The sequence below is a fragment of the Allopusillimonas soli genome (genome assembly GCF_004153445.1).
GTDB classification, from domain to species: Bacteria; Pseudomonadota; Gammaproteobacteria; order Burkholderiales; family Burkholderiaceae_B; genus Allopusillimonas; species Allopusillimonas soli.
The window spans coordinates 178,596-197,892 of sequence record NZ_SDQC01000003.1; the positions used below are offsets into that span (position 1 = coordinate 178,596).

19 protein-coding genes are annotated in these 19,297 nt (G+C 61.3%); 16 read left to right on the plus strand and 3 right to left on the minus strand.

Features of this window, described 5'->3' with window-relative positions; all coding sequences use genetic code 11:
- The first annotated feature begins 32 nt into the window (after positions 1 to 32).
- Positions 33 to 812, plus strand: coding sequence for a 5-oxoprolinase subunit PxpB (pxpB, locus tag ERD78_RS10640; protein ID WP_129969282.1), 780 nt, complete (start codon positions 33 to 35; stop codon positions 810 to 812).
- The gene (locus ERD78_RS10645; protein ID WP_129969283.1) at positions 809 to 1,807 is read left to right on the plus strand and encodes a 5-oxoprolinase subunit C family protein; all 999 of its coding nucleotides are present in this window, start codon (positions 809 to 811) and stop codon (positions 1,805 to 1,807) included. Before pxpB ends, ERD78_RS10645 begins: the two co-directional genes overlap by 4 nt.
- Positions 1,808 to 1,843: 36 nt before the next feature.
- Here the strand turns inward: ERD78_RS10645 and ilvA are convergent, their stop codons facing one another.
- A complete protein-coding gene (gene ilvA, locus ERD78_RS10650) occupies positions 1,844 to 3,352 on the minus strand; it encodes a threonine ammonia-lyase, biosynthetic (RefSeq protein WP_129969284.1) in 1,509 nt (502 codons plus the stop codon).
- A gap of 186 nt (positions 3,353 to 3,538) precedes the next feature.
- On the opposite strand from ilvA, the gene ERD78_RS10655 reads away from it, so the two are divergent.
- On the plus strand, positions 3,539 to 4,069 hold the full coding sequence (locus ERD78_RS10655; protein ID WP_129969285.1) for a YqaA family protein: 531 nt from the start codon (positions 3,539 to 3,541) through the stop codon (positions 4,067 to 4,069).
- Here the strand turns inward: ERD78_RS10655 and ERD78_RS10660 are convergent.
- Positions 4,066 to 4,962 carry a LysR family transcriptional regulator gene (locus tag ERD78_RS10660; RefSeq protein WP_129969286.1) on the minus strand — a complete coding sequence of 299 codons (897 nt, stop codon included), beginning with the start codon at positions 4,960 to 4,962 and terminating at the stop codon, positions 4,066 to 4,068. The two genes, ERD78_RS10655 and ERD78_RS10660, sit on opposite strands and share 4 nt — an antisense overlap.
- A gap of 171 nt (positions 4,963 to 5,133) precedes the next feature.
- Between ERD78_RS10660 and ERD78_RS10665 the strand changes: the two genes are divergently transcribed.
- From ERD78_RS10665 to ERD78_RS10690, 6 genes are all read left to right on the plus strand, one after another.
- Positions 5,134 to 6,429 carry a hypothetical protein gene (locus ERD78_RS10665; RefSeq protein WP_129969287.1) on the plus strand — a complete coding sequence of 432 codons (1,296 nt, stop codon included), beginning with the start codon at positions 5,134 to 5,136 and terminating at the stop codon, positions 6,427 to 6,429.
- Positions 6,430 to 6,462: 33 nt separating this feature from the next.
- A complete protein-coding gene (locus ERD78_RS10670) occupies positions 6,463 to 7,389 on the plus strand; it encodes a glutamate/aspartate ABC transporter substrate-binding protein (RefSeq protein WP_129969288.1) in 927 nt (308 codons plus the stop codon).
- Positions 7,390 to 7,449: 60 nt separating this feature from the next.
- Positions 7,450 to 8,187 (plus strand): amino acid ABC transporter permease, encoded by a 738-nt coding sequence (locus ERD78_RS10675; RefSeq protein WP_129969289.1) that lies wholly within the window; start codon positions 7,450 to 7,452, stop codon positions 8,185 to 8,187.
- A gap of 1 nt (position 8,188) precedes the next feature.
- Positions 8,189 to 8,869, plus strand: coding sequence for an ABC transporter permease subunit (locus tag ERD78_RS10680; RefSeq protein WP_129969290.1), 681 nt, complete (start codon positions 8,189 to 8,191; stop codon positions 8,867 to 8,869).
- Positions 8,862 to 9,587, plus strand: a complete 726-nt coding sequence (locus tag ERD78_RS10685; RefSeq protein WP_129969291.1) for an amino acid ABC transporter ATP-binding protein — start codon at positions 8,862 to 8,864, stop codon at positions 9,585 to 9,587. The genes ERD78_RS10680 and ERD78_RS10685 overlap by 8 nt, the downstream gene beginning before the upstream one ends.
- Before the next feature lie 86 nt (positions 9,588 to 9,673).
- Positions 9,674 to 13,612: a DUF3683 domain-containing protein gene (locus ERD78_RS10690; protein ID WP_129969292.1), complete on the plus strand. Its 3,939-nt coding sequence runs from the start codon at positions 9,674 to 9,676 to the stop codon at positions 13,610 to 13,612.
- Between the two features lie 37 nt (positions 13,613 to 13,649).
- Here the strand turns inward: ERD78_RS10690 and ERD78_RS10695 are convergent, their stop codons facing one another.
- Positions 13,650 to 14,198, minus strand: a complete 549-nt coding sequence (locus ERD78_RS10695) for an adenine phosphoribosyltransferase (RefSeq protein ID WP_129969293.1) — start codon at positions 14,196 to 14,198, stop codon at positions 13,650 to 13,652.
- Between the two features lie 151 nt (positions 14,199 to 14,349).
- Between ERD78_RS10695 and ERD78_RS10700 the strand changes: the two genes are divergently transcribed.
- The 7 genes from ERD78_RS10700 (at position 14,350) to ERD78_RS10730 (ending at position 19,291) form a co-directional block, all read left to right on the plus strand.
- The gene (locus ERD78_RS10700) at positions 14,350 to 15,447 is read left to right on the plus strand and encodes a KpsF/GutQ family sugar-phosphate isomerase (RefSeq protein WP_129969294.1); all 1,098 of its coding nucleotides are present in this window, start codon (positions 14,350 to 14,352) and stop codon (positions 15,445 to 15,447) included.
- Complete coding sequence (locus ERD78_RS10705) at positions 15,447 to 16,046, plus strand: KdsC family phosphatase (protein ID WP_129969295.1); 600 nt, start codon at positions 15,447 to 15,449, stop codon at positions 16,044 to 16,046. Before ERD78_RS10700 ends, ERD78_RS10705 begins: the two co-directional genes overlap by 1 nt.
- A gap of 2 nt (positions 16,047 to 16,048) precedes the next feature.
- On the plus strand, positions 16,049 to 16,684 hold the full coding sequence (lptC, locus tag ERD78_RS10710; RefSeq protein WP_129969296.1) for an LPS export ABC transporter periplasmic protein LptC: 636 nt from the start codon (positions 16,049 to 16,051) through the stop codon (positions 16,682 to 16,684).
- Positions 16,681 to 17,355 (plus strand): lipopolysaccharide transport periplasmic protein LptA, encoded by a 675-nt coding sequence (lptA, locus tag ERD78_RS10715; RefSeq protein ID WP_129969297.1) that lies wholly within the window; start codon positions 16,681 to 16,683, stop codon positions 17,353 to 17,355. The genes lptC and lptA overlap by 4 nt, the downstream gene beginning before the upstream one ends.
- A gap of 75 nt (positions 17,356 to 17,430) precedes the next feature.
- The gene (gene lptB, locus ERD78_RS10720) at positions 17,431 to 18,195 is read left to right on the plus strand and encodes an LPS export ABC transporter ATP-binding protein (protein WP_129969691.1); all 765 of its coding nucleotides are present in this window, start codon (positions 17,431 to 17,433) and stop codon (positions 18,193 to 18,195) included.
- A gap of 140 nt (positions 18,196 to 18,335) precedes the next feature.
- Positions 18,336 to 18,665 carry a ribosome hibernation-promoting factor, HPF/YfiA family gene (gene hpf / locus ERD78_RS10725; protein ID WP_129969298.1) on the plus strand — a complete coding sequence of 110 codons (330 nt, stop codon included), beginning with the start codon at positions 18,336 to 18,338 and terminating at the stop codon, positions 18,663 to 18,665.
- A gap of 170 nt (positions 18,666 to 18,835) precedes the next feature.
- Positions 18,836 to 19,291, plus strand: coding sequence for a PTS sugar transporter subunit IIA (locus ERD78_RS10730; protein WP_129969299.1), 456 nt, complete (start codon positions 18,836 to 18,838; stop codon positions 19,289 to 19,291).
- Positions 19,292 to 19,297: the final 6 nt, after the last annotated feature.

The following is a 19,297-nucleotide window of genomic DNA, read 5'->3' on the forward strand; positions in this document are numbered from 1 at the left end:
CCAGGCAATGAACAATTCGGAGGATCGCAGGCATGCCGGGCTTGCACACAGATGCCGCCACCTGGTCCATCATTCCCCACGGCGACCGCTGTATCCTGGCTGTCTTCGGCCAAGGCATCGACGTCGCCGTCGGACGGCGCTGCGCGATGGCCGCCCAGGCACTGCGCCGCGCCGCCATTGCGGGAGTCACCGATGTCGTGCCCGCATTCAACTGCGTGGCGGTGCATTTCGAACCGCGCCCGCCACAGACACAGCTGTCCAGCATGGCCAGCCACATCGATGGCGTGCTGCGCGAAGCCGCGGCGCAAGACGGCGAGCACGGCACCTCTGGCGAGAACGCCCGAGCCGCGGGAAGGCTGGTAGAAATCCCCGTGTGCTATGGCGGCGAACACGGCCCCGATCTCGAATACGTGGCCAGCCATTGCGGGCTGGATGCGGAAACCGTGATACGCCTGCACAGCGAACCCGCCGCCTACGTGTTTATGCTGGGCTTCGCGCCGGGAGCGCCCTACATCGGCGTTCATGACGCGCGCCTGGCCATAGGCCGCCGCGAAACACCCCGCACGCGGCTGCCGGCTGGCTCCGTGGCCATCGCCAATCGACAGACCATGATCTATCCGAACGCCTCCCCGGGCGGATGGCACATCATCGGCGCCACACCATCCATCCTGTTCGATCCTGGCCGCGAGCCTGCTACCCTGCTGGCACCTGGAGACAACGTGCGCTTTGTGCCGATCTCGGCGGCGCAATATGCGTCGATGGCCGCCGGCAAGGCACACGACAAAGGCCCGGCACCCAGGGAGTCCTCATGACCATCACGGTAATCAAGCCGGGCATGCTGTCATCCTTCCAGGACATGGGCCGGCACGGCGCCCAACACCTGGGCATACCCGTCAGCGGCGCCATGGACACGCGGGCCCACAGGCTGGCCAATGCCCTTGCCGGCAACGCCGCCCAAGAGGCCACGCTGGAAATCACATTGACGGGGCCCGTGTTACGCTTCGAGACGCCGGCCTGCATGGCACTGGCCGGGGCGCTGCTCTCACCCGCCATCAACGGCGAGCCAATACCCAATAACCGGCCGTTGATCATTCGCAAGGGCGACATCCTGTCTTTCGGTGTCCGACAGGCCGGCGCGCGGGCCTACCTCGCGGTCCATGGCGGCTATGATCTGCCACCTGTCATGGGCAGCCGCAGCACATTCCTGGGAGGCGGCTTCGGCGGCTTGCATGGACGTGCGCTACGCAAGGGAGATGTCATCCCCTTGCTGTCGGCACTTCCTGAAGGCGGGCTGGATTCCCTGGCCCGGACACTGAACGACATGCGCATCTACCTGCCCGCCATCGTGGGATTCGCATCCCGGGAAACCCTGAGACTGCTGCGCAGCCACCATACGCCCCTGTTCACGGAACAGTCGCTGAAAACGTTGCTGTCCACGCCATTCCGGATAAGCCCCCATTCGGAGCGCATGGGCTATCGCCTGCAGGGTCCCAGGCTGAGCATGCACGAGCCTGCCCAGTTGCTGTCGGAGCCCACAAGCTTTGGCAGCATTCAGGTGCCAGCAGACGGCAATCCCATCATTCTGATGGCCGATCGCCAGTCAACGGGCGGCTATCCGAAGATCGCGCATGTGGCGGCCATTGACGTGCCTCAGGTCGCGCAAGGCCTGCCAGGTGACACGCTGCGATTCCGCGAGATTTCGCTGGAGGAAGCACAATCCGAGGACGTGCGGCGCGAACAAGCATTCGCCCGCCTGGATCAGGAACTGGGCGGGTTTCACGATTTGCTGCGCACGGCCACCACCTGAGCCCTGGCCGCGTCCACGGCCACCGCCAGGCCGGCGCTAAAGGAACAGCTGATAGGCAGGGTTTTCGCTTTCATTCCAGTAGGGGTAGCCCAGACCGTCGAGAAAGGCCTTGAATGCCTTCTTGTCCTCGGGGGGCACCTGAATGCCGACCAGGATGCGCCCATAGTCGTCGCCCTGATTGCGGTAGTGAAACAGACTGATGTTCCATTCCGGACTCATGGCGCCCAGAAACTTGATCAACGCACCAGGGCGCTCCGGGAACTCAAAGCGAAACAGCATTTCATGCTCGGCCAGCGCGGAACGCCCTCCCACCATGTAGCGCAGATGCGTCTTGGCCAGCTCATTGCCGCTCAGATCAAGCGTGGGAAATCCTTTCTTGCGGAAATTGCCGGCCAGCCGCTCCTGCTCGACCGCAGAGCTGATCTGCAGGCCGACAAATACATGCGCTGTTTCCGGATCGGAGATGCGGTAATTGAACTCGGTCACGGCGCGATTGCCCACGGCATCGCACAATCGCAGAAAACTGCCTCTTTTTTCAGGAATGGTCAAGGCGAACACAGCCTCCCGCGCCTCGCCCACATCGGCGCGCTCCGCAACGAACCGAAGGCGATCGAAATTCATGTTGGCGCCGCATGTGATGGCCACCACCGTCTTGCCCTTCCACTTCTGCTGCGCCGCATACCGCTTGGCGCCGGCCAGAGCCAGGGCGCCGGCGGGTTCAAGCACGCTGCGTGTGTCCTGGAAGACATCCTTGATGGCGGCGCAGATGGCATCGGTGTCCACCAGCACATAATCGTCGACATACTCGCGCGCCAGCTTGAAGGTTTCCAGCCCCACCTGCTTGACCGCCGTTCCATCGGAAAACAGGCCGACGTCGTTCAGGGTAATGCGCCGACCCGCCTTGATGCTGCGCACCATGGCGTCGGAATCCTCGGTCTGCACGCCGATGATCTTGATGTCCGGACGCAACTGCTTCACATAGGCCGCCACGCCAGCGATCAGACCGCCGCCGCCTATGGCCACAAAGATGGCGTCGATGGGCCCGGGGTGTTGGCGCAGTATCTCCATGCCTATCGTCCCCTGCCCTGCTATGACGTCCGGGTCATCGAAGGGGTGAACGAAGGTGAGTCTCTCTTTTTTTTCAAGCTGCCGGGCGTGCTCAGCCGCATCAGAGAAGCTGTCTCCCGCCAGGACGACCTCTCCGCCAAATCGCCTGACGCCATCTATCTTGACCTGGGGGGTGGTCGTCGGCATGACAATGACTGCCCGCGTCCCGAGCCGGCTGGCCGCCAGGGCCACACCCTGCGCATGATTGCCCGCCGACGCCGCGATGACGCCGCGCTTGAGCTCGGCTGGGCTGAGATTCGCCATCTTGTTGTAGGCGCCGCGCAATTTGAAGCTGAAGACCGGCTGGGTGTCTTCGCGCTTGAGAAAGACCGTGTTGCCAATACGCCCTGAAACCTGAGTGGCCAGTTCGAGGGGTGATTCGACAGCAACGTCGTAGACCTTGGAAGTGAGGATGCGCTTGAGGTAGTCGTTGGACATGGATGGTCTGGAGAAGGAATTGAAAAGAACGAGCGCCCACGCGGGCGCAAGAAATAAAGGATACCACCGACTGGCAGCGCCTCGCGCAGGCGCCTGGCCGGCGCGAGGTACGGATGCGCGAGCACATGGTTTACTATTCGGCATCCTCCGCCGTGCGCAGCGCTACCGCGCTGCCTTGTACACACCATGGAAGCCTGGCTCCACACCCACATACAACTGCTGCTTGCCGCACTCGCGCTGCCTCAATACGGGCTGAGCACAATATTCATCATCAGTGTGGTGTCCGCCACGCTGCTGCCCCTAGGATCGGAGCCCGCCGTCTTCGGTCTTGTGAAAATTGCCCCCGCGTTGTTCTGGCCGGCAGTGCTCGTGGCCACGGCAGGCAACACCGTGGGCGGCGCTATCAGCTACGCCATGGGGCTGGGGGCCGATAAGGCTTATGAACGCTGGCGCGAAAAGCATCCTTACAAACCTCGCACCAAGGTTGGCGGACGCTGGCATGACTACGTCGGCTACTGGCTGCATCGCATGGGCCCGCCCGCGCTGCTCTTTTCGTGGCTACCAGTGGTGGGCGACCCGCTCTGCGCGGTGGCCGGGTGGCTGCGCCTGCCGTTCTGGCCAAGCATGCTGTACATGGCAATAGGCAAATTCCTGCGCTATGCCGTCATGACCGCGGCACTGCTCTGGCTATTTCCTGGAAACGTGCCTATGTTCTAGCGTCGCGCCGGCACCGACGATCGAAGCAAGGCGATAAAGCGCTGGGCCAGCAGCGATGGGGCCAGCGCCACGGACTGGGCCAGCGTGACGTCTATGCGTATGCGCGGGCGCAGTGGCTTGACGACCAGCCTGTCCGAGAAGGTGCTCGCCACAAAAGGATTGACGATGCCAATGCCAACGCCCGCCGCGACCATGGAGCAGATGGTGATGGATGAGTTGGTCTCGACGACAATATCTTCGGGATACTTTCTATCGCGCATCAATGCGCGCATGGCGATGATGAGGTCATCGGTGTCGTTCAATAGAATGAGCCGGTGCGCATGCAGGCTGCCGATATCCACCCGGGCCGCCCGGGCAAGCTCATGTTCGCGCGGCACCACGCACACGGCCGCGTCCCTCAGCAACCGTGATGTGACTATATCGCTTTGTGCGATCGTGCCCGTCGTCAGGGCGAAATCGATCAGATCCTGCCGCAGATAATCGACAAGCTGATGTGTGCCCAGCGTCTGCAAATTCACATAGACGCTGGGATTCATCTGCATGAAGCGGCTGATCGCATCGGGCAGCAGGCCGGCGCCAAGTGTCGGCGTGCTGCCTATGCGCAATACGCCCGTGCCCGACTTGCGCAGAATCTGCACCGCGGACTCGATTTTTTCCAGGCCTTCGAAATGTTTGCGTACCGACTGGTACAACTGGCGGCCCTCGCGTGTCGGCCTCAGGCGGCCGTTGTACAGGTCAAAAAGGTCCAGCCCGGTCGCGCTGCGCAGTTCGGCCAGGCGCCGGCTGATGGATGGCTGGGTCGTATTCAGGGCCAGGGCGGCTCTCGTCGTGGTGCCGGTTTCCATGACGGCCCTGAAGGCCTGTATCTGCTGGAAATTCAATGGACGGGTCATGGGTCACAGTATGTCGGAATTGAATAGATACCGAATAAAAAAGAATTATCGCGCATTGGCACCGATTCCTATAATCATTCACAGCAAAGGCAGTCCGTGCCAGGAAGACTGGCCTGGGCCCGCCGTTTTCCCCATTACTGCGCCAGCGCGCTCAACACCCCGCAAAACGCCATGACTACCGTCGACCGCAGCCCGGTATTGCATCACTGCCCGATCCGCAGACTGGGAAAGGATGAACTGCATCACTTCTTCGGGTATTACGATAAAACCGTGTGGGACAGGCATGACCGGTACATTCTTGCCAATCGCGTTCCCGTCATGAACGCCGACCTGCGGCCCGACCTGCAAATGGAAGTCGGCTATTTCGACCCTGAAAATGGCGACTGCTTCACGTCCTGCGGCGTGACAACCGCCTGGAACTGGCAGATGGGCTGCCAACTGCAATGGCTGGACGGCGCGCCGGGCCTGCAATTCATCTACAACGTCCGAACAGACCGTACCGACGGCCTGTATCCTGGCTTCGGCAGCGCCATCCACGATGTGCATACCGGACAAACACGGTATCTGGACACGCCGGTCTATGTTGCAGCGCCGAACGGCAAGTATGCCCTGGCAGTGGACTACAGCCGTCTTTTCATTACCCACGAAACCATCGGCTACTGTGAAGAAGGTGGCAAGCGCAGCAACATGCCGCTGTGCCCGGGCGACGACGGCATTCACCATCTCGACCTGGCGACTGGCACAACCCGCCTGCTTGTCAGCTATGCGGATCTGCGGCGCTTTCATCACCGCGCATCCATGGACAAAGCCATACACTGGGTAAGCCACATAGAAATCAACCCTTCGTCGAACCGTATTCTCTTCCTGCACCGCTGGACGGAACGCGTCGAAGACGAAACATGCTTTCTGCACCGGCTCATCACCATGGATCCAGACGGCGGCGATATGCGGCTGCTCGAGTGCTCCGACCATCCCCTGCCGCAACTGGCCGAGGGCTTCGATCCGTCGGCCGTGGGCACCTACGATTATGAAAAATCGGAGTATCAGATCTCACACCCCTTGTGGCGGGACGATCGACACATCATCGTCTGGGGCCCGCACCGCGGCAGCATCCACTATCACCTGTACCACGACAGCGAACCTGTGCGGGCGCAGGTCATCGGCCCGGACGCATTGACGGAAAACGGCCATATGACGTACTCCCCCGTCGACAAGCGTTGGCTTCTCACTGATACCTACCCCGATCCTGAAAGCAATCAGCGCACGCTCATTCTCTACGATGTACGCGAAGATGTGCGCTACGACATCGGGCGGTTCTATACCGACCCCACGCTTCGCAAGGAAAACCGCTGCGACCTGCATCCTCGCTGGAGCAGGGACGGCAAATTGGTGTGCATCGATTCGGTGCACGAGCACGAACGTCAGATGTATGTCATCGACGTGACTTCCCTGGTCGATCAGGACTAATAATCCTGGCTTGAACAATGAACGGAGACAACCATGAAGAACTCACTCAAGCAATGCTGGAAAAATTTGAGCAGCGCGCTGCTGTTGGCGGGTATGCTGGCCGGCGCCGCAACAGGCCCGTCGGCAGCGGCCGAACTGAGCGGCACACTCAAGAAGATCAAGGATGCGGGCGTCGTGGTGGTGGGCTTTCGCGAAGCTTCCATTCCGTTCTCCTACTACAACGACGCCAAACAGCCCATCGGTTATTCCGTGGACATCACGAATCTTATTCTTGAGCGAATCAAGCAAGCGTTGAATTTACCGGACCTGCATGTTCGCAAACTGCCGATTACATCGCAAAACCGCATTTCCCTGCTGCAGAATGGCACCATAGACTTCGAATGCAATACGACAACCCACAATGCCTCGCGAGAGAAGCAGGTGGACTTCACCAACAGCTTTTTCATCATAGGCACCCGCCTGCTCACCAAGAAGGACTCCGGAATCAAGGACTTCAATGATCTGAAAGGCAAGAATGTCGTGGTCGGCGCTGGCACGACCTCCGAGATTCTTTTGCGCAGAATGAATGCCGAAAAGAATATGGACATGAACGTCATCAGCGCCAAGGATCACAGTGAATCCTTCCTGACGCTGTCCACGGGACGGGCGCAGGCCATGATGATGGACGACGCCCTGCTGGCTGGAGAGCGCGCAAAGACCCGAAACCCCAAAGACTACGTCATTACGGGAACGCCGCAATCATTCGAAACCTACGGCTGCATGGTCCGCAAGGGCGATACCGCCATGAAAGCCTTGCTTGATGATGTCATCGCCAAGGCGGAAACATCCGGCGAGGCCGCGAAAATCTACAACAAATGGTTCATGAATCCGATTCCGCCTAAGCAGTTGAACCTGGATTTCCCGATGTCGGACAGCATGAAGGCCTTGTTTGCACACCCCAATGACAAGATCACTCCCTGACGCGGGAATTACACGGTCCGCAACGCAAGTTGCCGGTTCGCGGACCGGACGGAGCACCTGATGAACTACAACTGGAACTGGGCCGTCCTGCTTCAACCAGTTGCCACGGGCGAAAGCGCAAACTATCTCGACTGGATCATCCACGGATTCTTCGTGACCTTCGGGCTTACCGTATGCGCATGGATGCTTGCCTTGGCTATTGGAACCTTCTTCGGCATCCTGCGCACCTGGCCTAACCGCGCCGGCAGGATGCTGGGTACGGCCTATGTCTCGATATTCCGCAACATCCCGCTGATTGTTCAGTTCTTCATCTGGTACTTCGTCGTTCCTGAAATACTGCCAACCGCCGCGGGAAACTGGATCAAAGGCATACAGCCCTCCGTGCAGTTCTTCGTCGTCTCGGTATGCGCCCTGGGCGTCTATACCGGTTCGCGCATCTGCGAACAATTGCGCGCAGGGATACTGGCGCTGCCCCGCGGACAAAAGAATGCGGCGCTCGCCATGGGTTTTTCTCTTTCGCAAAGCTACCGCCATATCATCCTGCCGCAGGTTTTCAGGCACGTGATGCCGCCGCTGACATCGGAATTCCTGATCATCTCCAAGAACTCGGCGGTGGCCTCGACCATAGGATTGCTTGAACTGAGCCGCCAGGCGCAACAGCTCGTGGACTTTACCGCGCAGCCTTATGAATCCTTCATCCTGGTAACGCTGGCCTACGTTTTCATGAACTTCCTGATCCTTCGATTCATGAACTGGGTGCGGCGGCGCCACAGCGTTCCCGGCCTGATGGAGAACTGACATGCTCGAATTCGACTGGCAGTCGCTGATCGACGCCCGCCAGATCCTTGCGGCCGGCGCCTGGATCACGCTCAAGGTCACTTTGGTGGCCATCGCCTGCGGCATGGCCTGGGGCACGCTGCTGGCCGTGTGCGCCGTGTCCCGGATCAAGCTCCTGAATACGTTCTCCCACGCCTACGTATCGCTGTTCCGGTCCATACCGCTGGTGATGCTGCTGCTCTGGTTCTTCCTGATCGTCCCCCAGGTGCTGAAAGCGGTTTTCGACCTGTCGCCCACGGTGGACATCCGCCTGGTGTCGGCCATGGTGGCCTTCTCGATGCTGGAGGGCGCATTCTTCGCGGAGATCATCCGTGCGGGCATACTCGGTCTGTCGCGCGGCCAGTTCCATGCGGCGCGCTCCCTGGGTATGACGCCCTACCAGACCATGCGCTACATCATTCTGCCGCAGGCATTCAAGGCGATGCTGCCCATCCTGCTGACGCAATGCATCGTAATCTTTCAAGACACCTCCCTGGTCTATGTGATAGCACTGGGCGACTTCTTCCGCAATGCCGTCAGCATAGGCGAGCGGGACGGCACGCTGGTGCAGATGCTGCTGTTCGCCGGCCTGGTGTATTGGGCCATCTGCTCCACCTTGAGCGCGGCGGTCAAAATGGTTCAGCAAAGGACGCAACATGATTGAACTGAAAGACGTATCAAAGTGGTATGGCAAATTCCAGGCGCTGCGCAATTGCTCCGTGACGGTCGCATCAGGGGAAGTCGTTGTTTTCTGCGGGCCATCGGGCTCCGGCAAGTCCACGTTGGTCAAGCTCATCAATGGCCTGGAGGATTTCGAGCAGGGCGACATACTGTTCAAGGGCCGATCCATCCAGGCAGGCGGCACCAACCTGTCCGAACTGCGTACAAAGATCGGCATGGTATTCCAGCATTTCGAGCTGTTTCCGCACCTCTCGGTGCTGCGCAATCTCACGATTGCCCAGGAAAAGGTGCTGCGGCGTAATGGCGCCCAGGCACGCAAAAAAGCCATGGAACTGCTCGAACGCGTGGGGCTCGAAGCGCATGCGCACAAGTACCCCAGCCAGTTGTCCGGCGGCCAGCAGCAGCGTGTCGCCATCGCCCGCTCCCTCTCCATGGATCCGGAAGTCATGCTTTTTGACGAGCCCACGTCCGCGCTGGATCCGGAGATGATCAATGAAGTGTTGGCTGTCATGGTGGAACTGGCCCAGGAAGGCATGACCATGCTCTGCGTCACCCATGAGATGGGGTTTGCAAGAAAAGTGGCCGACAAGATCGTGTTCATGGATGGCGGCGCCATCGTGGAAACCGGCGGAGCCGATCATTTTTTTGACAATCCGCAGTCCGATCGCGCACGAGACTTCCTCCAGAAAGTGCTGCACTAATACATGGCCGGGCCGGCAACGGCTGGATGGGTTTTGGCGTTTTCCCTTACACTATATCTTTAAGGGCCCTCTTTTTTTTTCAGGTCATGAACGCCCCCCTAGCCAGCCATCTGCTCGCCAGCCAGGCCAACCCGTCATCACCACGCCTGCGCGAAATCCCCTACAACTACACGTCCTATTCCGACCGCGAGATAGTCTCCCGTCTCCTGGGCGAGGACGCATGGCAGCTGCTGTCCGAGCTGCGCGGCGAACGGCGCACGGGCCGCTCCGCGCGCATGCTGTTCGAGGTGCTGGGAGACATCTGGGTCATCCGGCGCAATCCCTATCTGCAGGACGATCTGCTCGAGAATCCGAAAAGGCGGCGGCTGCTTATCCAGGCGCTCAATCACCGCCTCAATGCCATAGATCAACGCCGGGACGCCACTGCCGCCGCGCGCGATACCAAGGTGGCAAAGCTGCTCGGCCTTGCGCGCACCGCCGTCCACGATTTTGAATCGGGCTTCGAATCCACGCAGGCCATGCGCAAGCAGGTCCTGCGCAAGCTCGCGCACATCACGCACAAGGACAACATCAAGTTCGACGGTCTGTCGCGCGTCTCGCATGTGACTGACGCCACCGACTGGCGGGTTGAGTATCCCTTCGTGGTGCTGACGCCCGATCACGAAAACGAGATGGCCGCGCTGGTGCGAGCCTGTGTAGCGCTGGGCCTGACCATCATTCCGCGCGGCGGCGGCACCGGTTATACAGGCGGTGCGATCCCATTGTCGGCGCGATCGGTGGTCATCAACACGGAGAAACTGGACGCCATTGGCCCCGTCGAGGCGACGCAGCTACCGGGGCTGGACGAGCCGGTCCATACCATTCTCACCGGCGCAGGCGTGGTAACCCGTCGCGTGGCCGAGGCCGCCGAGGCGGCCGGCCATGTATTCGCCGTCGATCCCACCTCGGCCGACGCGTCCTGCGTGGGCGGCAATGTCGCCATGAATGCAGGCGGCAAAAAGGCCGTACTCTGGGGCACAGCACTGGACAATCTCGCCTGGTGGCGCATGGTCGACCCACAAGGCAACTGGCTTGATGTCACGCGCCTGGACCACAACATGGGCAAGATTCACGACGTCGACCAGGCGCGCTTCGAACTTAAATGGTCCGACGGACGAGGCGCGCCAGGAGATCTGCCGATACGCTCGGAAACACTGGTTATAGAGGGCAGCCGTTTTCGCAAGGTGGGGCTGGGCAAGGATGTCACCGACAAGTTTCTGGCCGGCCTGCCTGGCGTGCAGAAAGAAGGATGCGACGGGCTGATCACTGCGGCGCGCTGGGTGCTGCATCGCATGCCCCCGCACACGCGTACAGTCTGTATGGAGTTCTTCGGCCATGCGCGCAATGCCGTTCCCTCCATTGTCGAGGTCAAGAACTATCTCGACGGCCCCGGACGCGAGCGCGGTGCCATTCTCGCCGGACTCGAGCATCTGGATGAGCGCTATCTGCGCGCCGTCGGCTACGCCACCAAAAGCAAGCGCGGCGGCTTGCCCAAGATGGTACTCATCGGCGATATCGTTGGCGACGACGCCGACGCGGTGGCCGCGGCCGCCAGCGAAGTCGTGCGCATCGCCAACTCCCGCCATGGCGAAGGCTTTGTGGCGGTCAGCGCGGAGGCGCGCAAGAAGTTCTGGCTGGACCGCGCGCGCACCGCAGCGATCGCACGTCATACCAATGCCTTCAAAATCAATGAGGACGTGGTGATTCCCCTGGCGCGCATGGGCGAATACACCGATGCCATCGAACGCATCAATATCGAGCTGTCCACGCGCAACAAGCTGCGCTTCCTCGACGAACTCGAAACCTACCTTTCCGGGGACCTGCCCATCGGCAAGGTCGAGGACCTCGAAGACGCGGAACATACGCGCGAGGAAATTCTGGCCGTACGCCGCCAGGATGCACTTTGCGTCGTGCTGGCGGTGCGCGCGCGCTGGACATGGCTGCTGGACAACCTGGACCAGCCACTGGCCGCTTCACTCGACACGTTAAGGGCACTGGGGCTGGATGAACTGCTTCCGGCACTTTCCGAGCGCCTGGCGGACGCGCCCCGCACCACGGTTCTGGAAGCCGTGCAAGACCACACCATACGCATTTCCTGGAAAACAGAGCTGCGCGCGCGCATGGAAAGCTGCTTCGCGGGCGCCGACCATGCGGCCGTCCTGGCAGGCATTCAGGCGGTGCATGACCGCGTGCTGAAAAGCCGCGTGTTCGTGGCGCTGCACATGCATGCCGGCGACGGCAACGTGCATACCAATATTCCGGTCAACTCCGACGACTACGAAATGCTCCGCGAGGCAAATGCCGCCGTGGCCCGCATCATGCAGATCGCACGCGACCTGGATGGCGTGATCTCCGGCGAACACGGCATAGGCCTGACCAAATACGAATTCCTGACACAGGAGGAACTGGCGCCCTTCCAGGCGTACAAGCAGCGCATCGACCCAGAGGGCCGGTTCAATGCCGGCAAGCTGCTGCCCGGGGCGGATCTGCGCCACGCATGGACGCCCAGCTTCAACCTGCTCGGCCATGAATCGCTGATCATGCAGCGCAGCGAGATCGGCTCCATTTCCAATGCCATCAAGGACTGCCTGCGCTGCGGCAAATGCAAGCCGGTCTGCGCCACGCATGTCCCGCGCGCCAACCTTCTCTATTCGCCGCGCAACAAGATACTCGCCACATCGCTGCTGATCGAGGCATTTCTCTATGAGGAGCAGACGCGGCGCGGAGTCAGCCTGAAGCACTGGGAAGAGTTCGAGGATGTGGGTGACCACTGCACGCTGTGCCACAAGTGCTACAACCCCTGTCCGGTTGATATCGACTTCGGCGACGTATCCATGGAAATGCGTGCGCTGCTGCGGCGCATGGGCAAGAAGTCCTTCAATCCGGGCACAAATGCCGCCATGTTCTTCCTGAATGCCAAGGATCCGCGGGTTATCAAGGCGACCCGCACCGCCATGATCGAAGTGGGCTACAAGGCCCAGCGCCTCGCGCACGATGTGCTGGCCCTGCCTTCACGCAAGCAGGCCGACCATCCGCCCGCTACGCTGGGCAAGGCGCCGATACGCGAGCAGGTCATCCACTTCGTGAACAGGAAGATGCCAGGCGGCCTGCCCAAGCAGACCGCGCGCAAGCTGCTGGACATCGAGGATCCGAGCTACGTGCCCATCATCCGGAACCCTGCGGCCACATCGGCCGAAACCGAGGCCGTGTTCTATTTTCCCGGCTGCGGATCCGAGCGCCTGTTTTCGCAGGTTGGTCTGGCCACGCAGGCCATGCTGTGGCATGTGGGCGTGCAAACCGTGCTGCCGCCCGGATATCTGTGCTGTGGATACCCGCAGCGCGGCAACGGCATGACGGACAAGGCCGAGAAGATCATCACCGACAACCGGGTACTGTTCCATCGCATGGCCACAACCCTGAACTACCTGGACATCAAGACGGTGGTGGTCAGTTGCGGAACCTGTTACGACCAACTGGCCGGCTACGAGTTCGAAAAAATCTTCCCTGGCTGCCGCTTGATAGACATCCATGAGTTTCTGCTGGAAAAAGGCATGCATCTTGAAGGCGTGCAAGGCGTACGGTATATGTATCATGACCCTTGCCACACGCCGATGAAGCTGCAGGATCCGATGAAGACGGTGCGGGCGCTGGTGGGCGACGGCACCATCAAGACCGACCGCTGCTGCGGCGAATCGGGCACGCTGGCCGTTTCGCGCCCCGATATCTCGACGCAGGTGCGCTTCCGCAAGGAAGAGGAGCTCGGGAAAAACCAGGCCGCGTTGCGCGCGGACGGCTACACCGGCGAAGTCAAGATGCTGACGTCCTGTCCTTCCTGTCTGCAGGGCCTGTCGCGGTATTCTTCGGACACGGGCATGGACGCGGACTACATCGTGGTGGAAATGGCGCGTCATGTGCTCGGGGAGAACTGGATGCCCGAGTACGTGAAGGCCGCCAACGCAGGCGGCATAGAGCGCGTGCTGGTCTAGCCGAATCCGCAGGCCGGCCCACGCCGGCCTTGCGGCGTCAGTCGTCAGGATTGAAGCTACAGACCGTGTACAGCGGCAGCCCCGTGTCGCGCAGTGCCGTCGAGCCGCCCAGATAGGGGAGCTCGATAATGGCGGCCGCCTCGATGACATTTGCGCCCAGTCGCTGCAGAAGCTTGGAAGCGGCTACCATGGTGCCGCCGGTGGCGATGAGATCGTCGATGAGCAGCACCCGCTGTCCCGGCCGGACGGAATCCGTATGCATCTCGACCGCCGCGTTGCCATATTCCAGCGTGTATTCTTCGGCGACGGTGCGAAAGGGCAGCTTGCCCTTCTTGCGCACAGGCACGAAACCCAGGTTCAGTTCATAGGCCAGAACGGCGCCCAGGATGAACCCGCGGGCATCTATGCCCGCGACCAGATCAAGGCGATGCCGCATGTATCGGTAGACAAAGATATCGATCAACACGCGAAAGGCGCGCGGATCTTGCAGTACGGGCGTAATGTCACGAAAGGTAACGCCGGGTTTGGGCCAGTCGGGAACGCTACGTATCGCCTCGCGGACGTAGTCGGCAGGATCAGTGTGCATGGAATGGGCCAGAGGTCGATAAAGTATCGTAGGCCACACTATACCGCGTCGGCCGCGAAGTCGCCCGGCCGCCGACGCGCGGCCGGGGGCGATTTGCCGCGGCTTTGCGCGAAACCGCCGCGCAAAGTCCAGTATTGTTTAAAATCCCTGGATGCAAAACGTCTTTTCCACTTCCCAGGCCGCTCAGGTGGCCGCCGGCCCGCGGGAATCCGCCACGCGGGCATCCGGCAGCGCCGAAACAGCGGCGGCAGTCGGCCAGCCGGACGAGGCGGGTGGGTCGCCGGACGGGCGAGCCCTGGCGTCCGCCCAGCGCAGCATCGGCATAGAGATCGCGGCCTTGCAGGCCCTGGCCGCCCGCCTGGACGGCAGCTTCGAGCAAGCTGTTGCCATGATCCTGGACTGCAAAGGCCGGGTGGTTGTCACCGGAATCGGTAAATCGGGACACATTGCCCGCAAGATTGCCGCGACGCTCGCCTCCACGGGCACACCCGCCTTCTTCATGCATGCGGCCGAGGCAGTGCATGGCGACCTGGGGATGCTGACCCCGCAGGATATCGTGCTGGCGCTCTCGTATTCCGGTGAGGGACAGGAGCTCGTCACGGTACTGTCTGTCGTAAAACGCATGGGCGCCCGTATCATCGCCATGACAGGCCATCCCGCCTCCGAGCTGGCGCGCAATGCCGACCTGCACCTCGATGCCCACGTCGAGCAGGAGGCCTGCTCTCTCAATCTTGCGCCCACTGCCAGCACAACGACGGCGCTGGTGCTGGGCGACGCCATCGCCGTGGCCTGCCTTGAGGCCCGCGGATTCAGCCGCGAGGATTTTGCGCGTTCGCACCCGGGCGGCGCGCTGGGCCGCCGGCTTCTGACCCGCGTGCGCGATGTCATGCGCACCGGCCGGGCCTTGCCCATTGTCCAGGCAGGCACCTCCGTGCAGGATGCACTGGTGGAAATGTCAGTCAAGGGGATGGGCATGACCATCATCGTCGACGAACATGGCCAACCCACCGGTATTTTCACCGACGGAGACTTGCGCCGCCTGATCGCCAGCCACGGGGACATACGGCCGCTGACCGTCAGCACTGGCATGACACCGCACCCCAAGACCGTCACGCCCGACACCCTCGCCATCGAGGCCGCCACGCTCATGGATGACGGCCGCATCACCCAGATGCTCGTCATCGACGACACCGGTCAACTGCAAGGCGCGCTGCACATGCACGATCTGCTCGCCGCCAAGGTGCTCTGATGAACCTGTCCGACCTTTCCCACCCCGCCGAAGCGCTGATTCTAGCTCGCGTCGCCCCCGCCATCGTCGAGCGCGCCAAGCAGGTCAGGATCATGGCGTTCGATGTCGACGGCGTCCTGACCGATGGCCGCCTGTGGTACGGAGAACAAGGCGAAGTGCTCAAGACCTTCCATGTGCTGGATGGACACGGACTGCGGCTGCTGGACGAGAGCGGCATCGCGGTCGCTCTGATTACCGGCCGTGAAAGCACGATCCTGGCCCGCCGCGCCGCCGAACTGGGCATTGCCCTGGTTCAGCAAGGCGTGCGCGACAAGGCGGCGGCCCTCACCGCGCTGGCGCAGGAACAGGGCTGCTCTCTCGCTGAAACGGGCTACATGGGCGACGACATCATTGATTTGGCCGCGCTTCAGCGCGTTGGCTTTGCCGCCAGCGTGCCCGACGCGCCGGCCTATGTATCACAGGCCGCGCACTGGATTTCCAGCCGTCCGGGCGGCACAGGCGCCGTGCGCGAGTGCTGCGACCTCCTGCTGGCCGCCCAGCGCCGCCTGGGCGCCTTCCTCACGCCCCAGGGCGCCCTGAAGCGCGGCACCATACAGTAGCCATGAGAGAACGCGCCCCCGCCCTCATCGCCGTCCTGTTGCTCATCACGCTGGTCATCGGCACGTGGTGGGCTGCTGATTATGCGCAGCACGCCATCCCCATCGACCCGCCTCCGCGCATCACTCACGAGCCCGACTCCTGGGCCACGAACTTCGTCATGGTGCGCAGCGATCCGGCCGGGGTCGCCATCAACCGGCTCGAAGGCGACCGCATGCATCACTACCCGGACGATGATTCCTACGAGATCATCCAGGCCCGTGCCGTGGGCCAGCAGCCGGGGTCGCCGATCACGGTGGCCACCGCCGACGTGGCCGTCATGGACCAGGACGGCGCACGCATCGTCATGAAGGGAGACGCGCACGTGCACCGCATGCCGGACGACGAGAATCCGCCGCTGGATGTAACCAGCGAGAAGCTGACTTTGCTGCCCGACGAGAATGTGGTGGAAACCAATCTGCCGGCACTGGTCGTGCATGGAAAATCCACCATGAATGGCACAGGCATGCGTTACGATAACGACACGCGGCAGCTGGAAGTATTCTCTGCCACCGACGTCAAGATCTCCGGCACCGAATCACGCACCCGGAACGATACATCCGGCCAATCCAGTGCCGGGGGGACAAAACAAGAACCATGAATCCACGCTACATACGAATTCTGTGCGCCTGGCTCACCGGCGGCACCCTGCTCCTCTCCGGCGGCCTGGCCATTGCCCAGGAAACGGGCAAGGCCCAACCGCAGGCCGCTCCGGGCCAGGACAGCAAGGCCACAGGCGGCAACGGCACGGCGAGCGCGAAAGATGCCAAGGAAGAGCCCGACACGCTGATCCTGTCCGATACGCTGCACTACGATGATGCCAAACGGGAGAGCGTGTTTACAGGCAACGTCATCCTCACACGCGGGCTCATGAAGCTGACGGCGGACAAGCTTTCCATGCACGAAGATGCCGACGGCTTTCAATATGGCACGGCGACGGCGGCCAAGGGCAAGCTGGTGCACATCCGCCAGGAAAATCCGGCCAAGTTCGAGGTGATCGAAGCCGAAGGCCTGCGTGCCGAATATGACGGCAAGAAGGAAGAAATCGAGGTCATAGGCCAGGCGATCATCACGCGTTATGTCTGTGGAAAGCCCTTCGACAACATCAAGGGAGAACGCATCATCTATCACCAGAAGACCGATACTTACGAAGCCTTCAGTGGTCCGAATTCCGCGGCCCAGGGAGGACGGGTGCGCTCTCTGGCCTTGCCACGCGCCAAATCCGACGCAGCGGCGGCTGAGTGCGCCAGGAAATCCGGAAAATCGGGCTAGGCCCCTCCCCTTTCTCCCATCCACTGTGTTTACTGGACGGTTTCAATGTTTCAATCTCAACGGTCCGAGCAGGCCATGGCCCGGGGCGCGAATGTAGTACCAGGAAGGCTCACCGCGACTGGGCTGCGAAAAACCTACGGCAAGCGTACCGTCGTGCATGACGTATCGCTGTCAGTCGACAGCGGTGAAGTCGTGGGCCTGCTTGGTCCGAACGGCGCCGGCAAGACGACCAGCTTCTACATGATCGTGGGCATCGTGCCCACCGACGCCGGCCGCATAGAAATCGACGACACCGCCATTACCAGCATGCCCATGCACAAACGGGCGCGCATGGGGCTCTCCTATCTGCCGCAGGATGCGTCGGTGTTCCGACGCCTGACTGTGGAGGAGAATATTCGCGCTGTGCTGGAACTCCAGTATGAGGACAGTGGCAGGCCGCTGTCGTCCGCACGCGTGGGCGAACTGCTCGAGTCCCTGATCGACGAACTGCAGATCGGCCACATCCGCCGCAACACGGCCATTTCGCTGTCCGGCGGCGAACGACGCCGGGTAGAGATCGCCCGCGCCCTGGCGACGCGGCCCCGTTTCATCCTGCTGGACGAGCCCTTTGCGGGCGTCGATCCCATTGCCGTCATCGAGATCCAGCGCATCGTGCATTTTCTCAAGAACCGCAACATCGGGGTGTTGATCACCGATCACAACGTGCGGGAAACACTAGGCATCTGTGACCGCGCCTATATCATCAGCGAAGGCAAGGTACTCACCAAAGGACATCCCAGCGAAATCATCGACAATGAGGCGGTTCGCAAGGTCTACCTGGGCAAGAACTTTAAAATGTAACGCATGTCGAGGCCGAGGCGGCCACTTGATTTACTTGCCACAATCTATACACTGGAATCATTGCAAACACGTTAAAGGAGGAAAGCCTATCCCTGACACCGCGCCTTACCGCGCATATTTTTTTCCAAGGAGAGTCTTATATGAACCTGAGCATCAGCGGGCGTCATCTTGAAGTTACCCCGGCCATACGCGAATACGTCCTCAACAAAATGGCCCGGGTGTTGCGGCATTTCGATAACGTAATCGACACACAGGTCATACTCTCGGTAGAGCGCCTGCGCCACTGCGCTGAAATCACGATGCGGCTGCGTGGCAAAGACATCCACTGCGAGGCGTCCGACGAGAACCTGTACGCGGCCATAGACCTCCTGGCCGATAAAGTCGACCGCCAGGTCATCAAGTACAAGAGCAAGGTACAGAACTACGCTCACGAACCGGCAAAGCGCCAGGACGTCGCAGCTGCCGGATAACGACAAGGGTCTGCCAGGCTGCGCACAGGTCATGACACCACGCGGCTGACAGGGCACCCAGACCGGCCTCAGTCACAGGATGATTGAGGCCTTCGTGTTTCCGGGCTCCCCCGCCCGCACAGCACATATGCTATTTTCATAAGTTGGCATCATGCTCATATAATGGCCACATGAATCTAATGTCGCGCATTCTGCCGTTGCAGAACGTCGTCCTCGACCTCCCCGCCACCAGCAAGAAACGCGCCTTCGAGCAAGCGGGCTTGTTGTTCGAAAATAACCAAGGCATCGCACGCACCACCGTGTTCCACAGCCTCATCGCCCGCGAACGGCTGGGATCCACTGCGCTGGGCCATCATGTCGCCGTTCCGCACGGCCGCATCAAAGACCTGAAAGAGCCTTGCGCCGCATTTATGCGCCTGGCCGATCCCGTGCGCTTCGATACCGCGGATGGCCGCATGGCCAGCCTGCTGTTCTTTCTGCTGGTGCCCGAAAGCGCCACCCAATTGCACCTCGACCTGCTGGCCGAAATAGCGCGGCTCATGGCCGATGCCAATCTCCGGCAAGTGCTTGCAACCGAGACTGATCCGGCGACCATCCACCGGCTGCTCACCCATACGCAGGACTGACGCACC

Coding starts and splice junctions, on each gene's coding strand:
- ERD78_RS10675 (WP_129969289.1), top strand. CDS start 7,450: ATGAACTACAACTGGAACTGGGCCGTCCTGCTTCAACCAGTTGCCACG.
- ERD78_RS10705 (WP_129969295.1), top strand. CDS start 15,447: ATGAACCTGTCCGACCTTTCCCACCCCGCCGAAGCGCTGATTCTAGCT.
- ERD78_RS10685 (WP_129969291.1), top strand. CDS start 8,862: ATGATTGAACTGAAAGACGTATCAAAGTGGTATGGCAAATTCCAGGCG.
- ERD78_RS10665 (WP_129969287.1), top strand. CDS start 5,134: ATGACTACCGTCGACCGCAGCCCGGTATTGCATCACTGCCCGATCCGC.
- lptC (WP_129969296.1), top strand. CDS start 16,049: ATGAGAGAACGCGCCCCCGCCCTCATCGCCGTCCTGTTGCTCATCACG.
- ERD78_RS10730 (WP_129969299.1), top strand. CDS start 18,836: ATGAATCTAATGTCGCGCATTCTGCCGTTGCAGAACGTCGTCCTCGAC.
- ERD78_RS10695 (WP_129969293.1), bottom strand. CDS start 14,198: ATGCACACTGATCCTGCCGACTACGTCCGCGAGGCGATACGTAGCGTT.
- lptA (WP_129969297.1), top strand. CDS start 16,681: ATGAATCCACGCTACATACGAATTCTGTGCGCCTGGCTCACCGGCGGC.
- pxpB (WP_129969282.1), top strand. CDS start 33: ATGCCGGGCTTGCACACAGATGCCGCCACCTGGTCCATCATTCCCCAC.
- hpf (WP_129969298.1), top strand. CDS start 18,336: ATGAACCTGAGCATCAGCGGGCGTCATCTTGAAGTTACCCCGGCCATA.
- lptB (WP_129969691.1), top strand. CDS start 17,431: ATGGCCCGGGGCGCGAATGTAGTACCAGGAAGGCTCACCGCGACTGGG.
- ERD78_RS10670 (WP_129969288.1), top strand. CDS start 6,463: ATGAAGAACTCACTCAAGCAATGCTGGAAAAATTTGAGCAGCGCGCTG.
- ERD78_RS10680 (WP_129969290.1), top strand. CDS start 8,189: ATGCTCGAATTCGACTGGCAGTCGCTGATCGACGCCCGCCAGATCCTT.
- ERD78_RS10660 (WP_129969286.1), bottom strand. CDS start 4,962: ATGACCCGTCCATTGAATTTCCAGCAGATACAGGCCTTCAGGGCCGTC.
- ERD78_RS10700 (WP_129969294.1), top strand. CDS start 14,350: ATGCAAAACGTCTTTTCCACTTCCCAGGCCGCTCAGGTGGCCGCCGGC.
- ERD78_RS10645 (WP_129969283.1), top strand. CDS start 809: ATGACCATCACGGTAATCAAGCCGGGCATGCTGTCATCCTTCCAGGAC.
- ilvA (WP_129969284.1), bottom strand. CDS start 3,352: ATGTCCAACGACTACCTCAAGCGCATCCTCACTTCCAAGGTCTACGAC.
- ERD78_RS10655 (WP_129969285.1), top strand. CDS start 3,539: ATGGAAGCCTGGCTCCACACCCACATACAACTGCTGCTTGCCGCACTC.
- ERD78_RS10690 (WP_129969292.1), top strand. CDS start 9,674: ATGAACGCCCCCCTAGCCAGCCATCTGCTCGCCAGCCAGGCCAACCCG.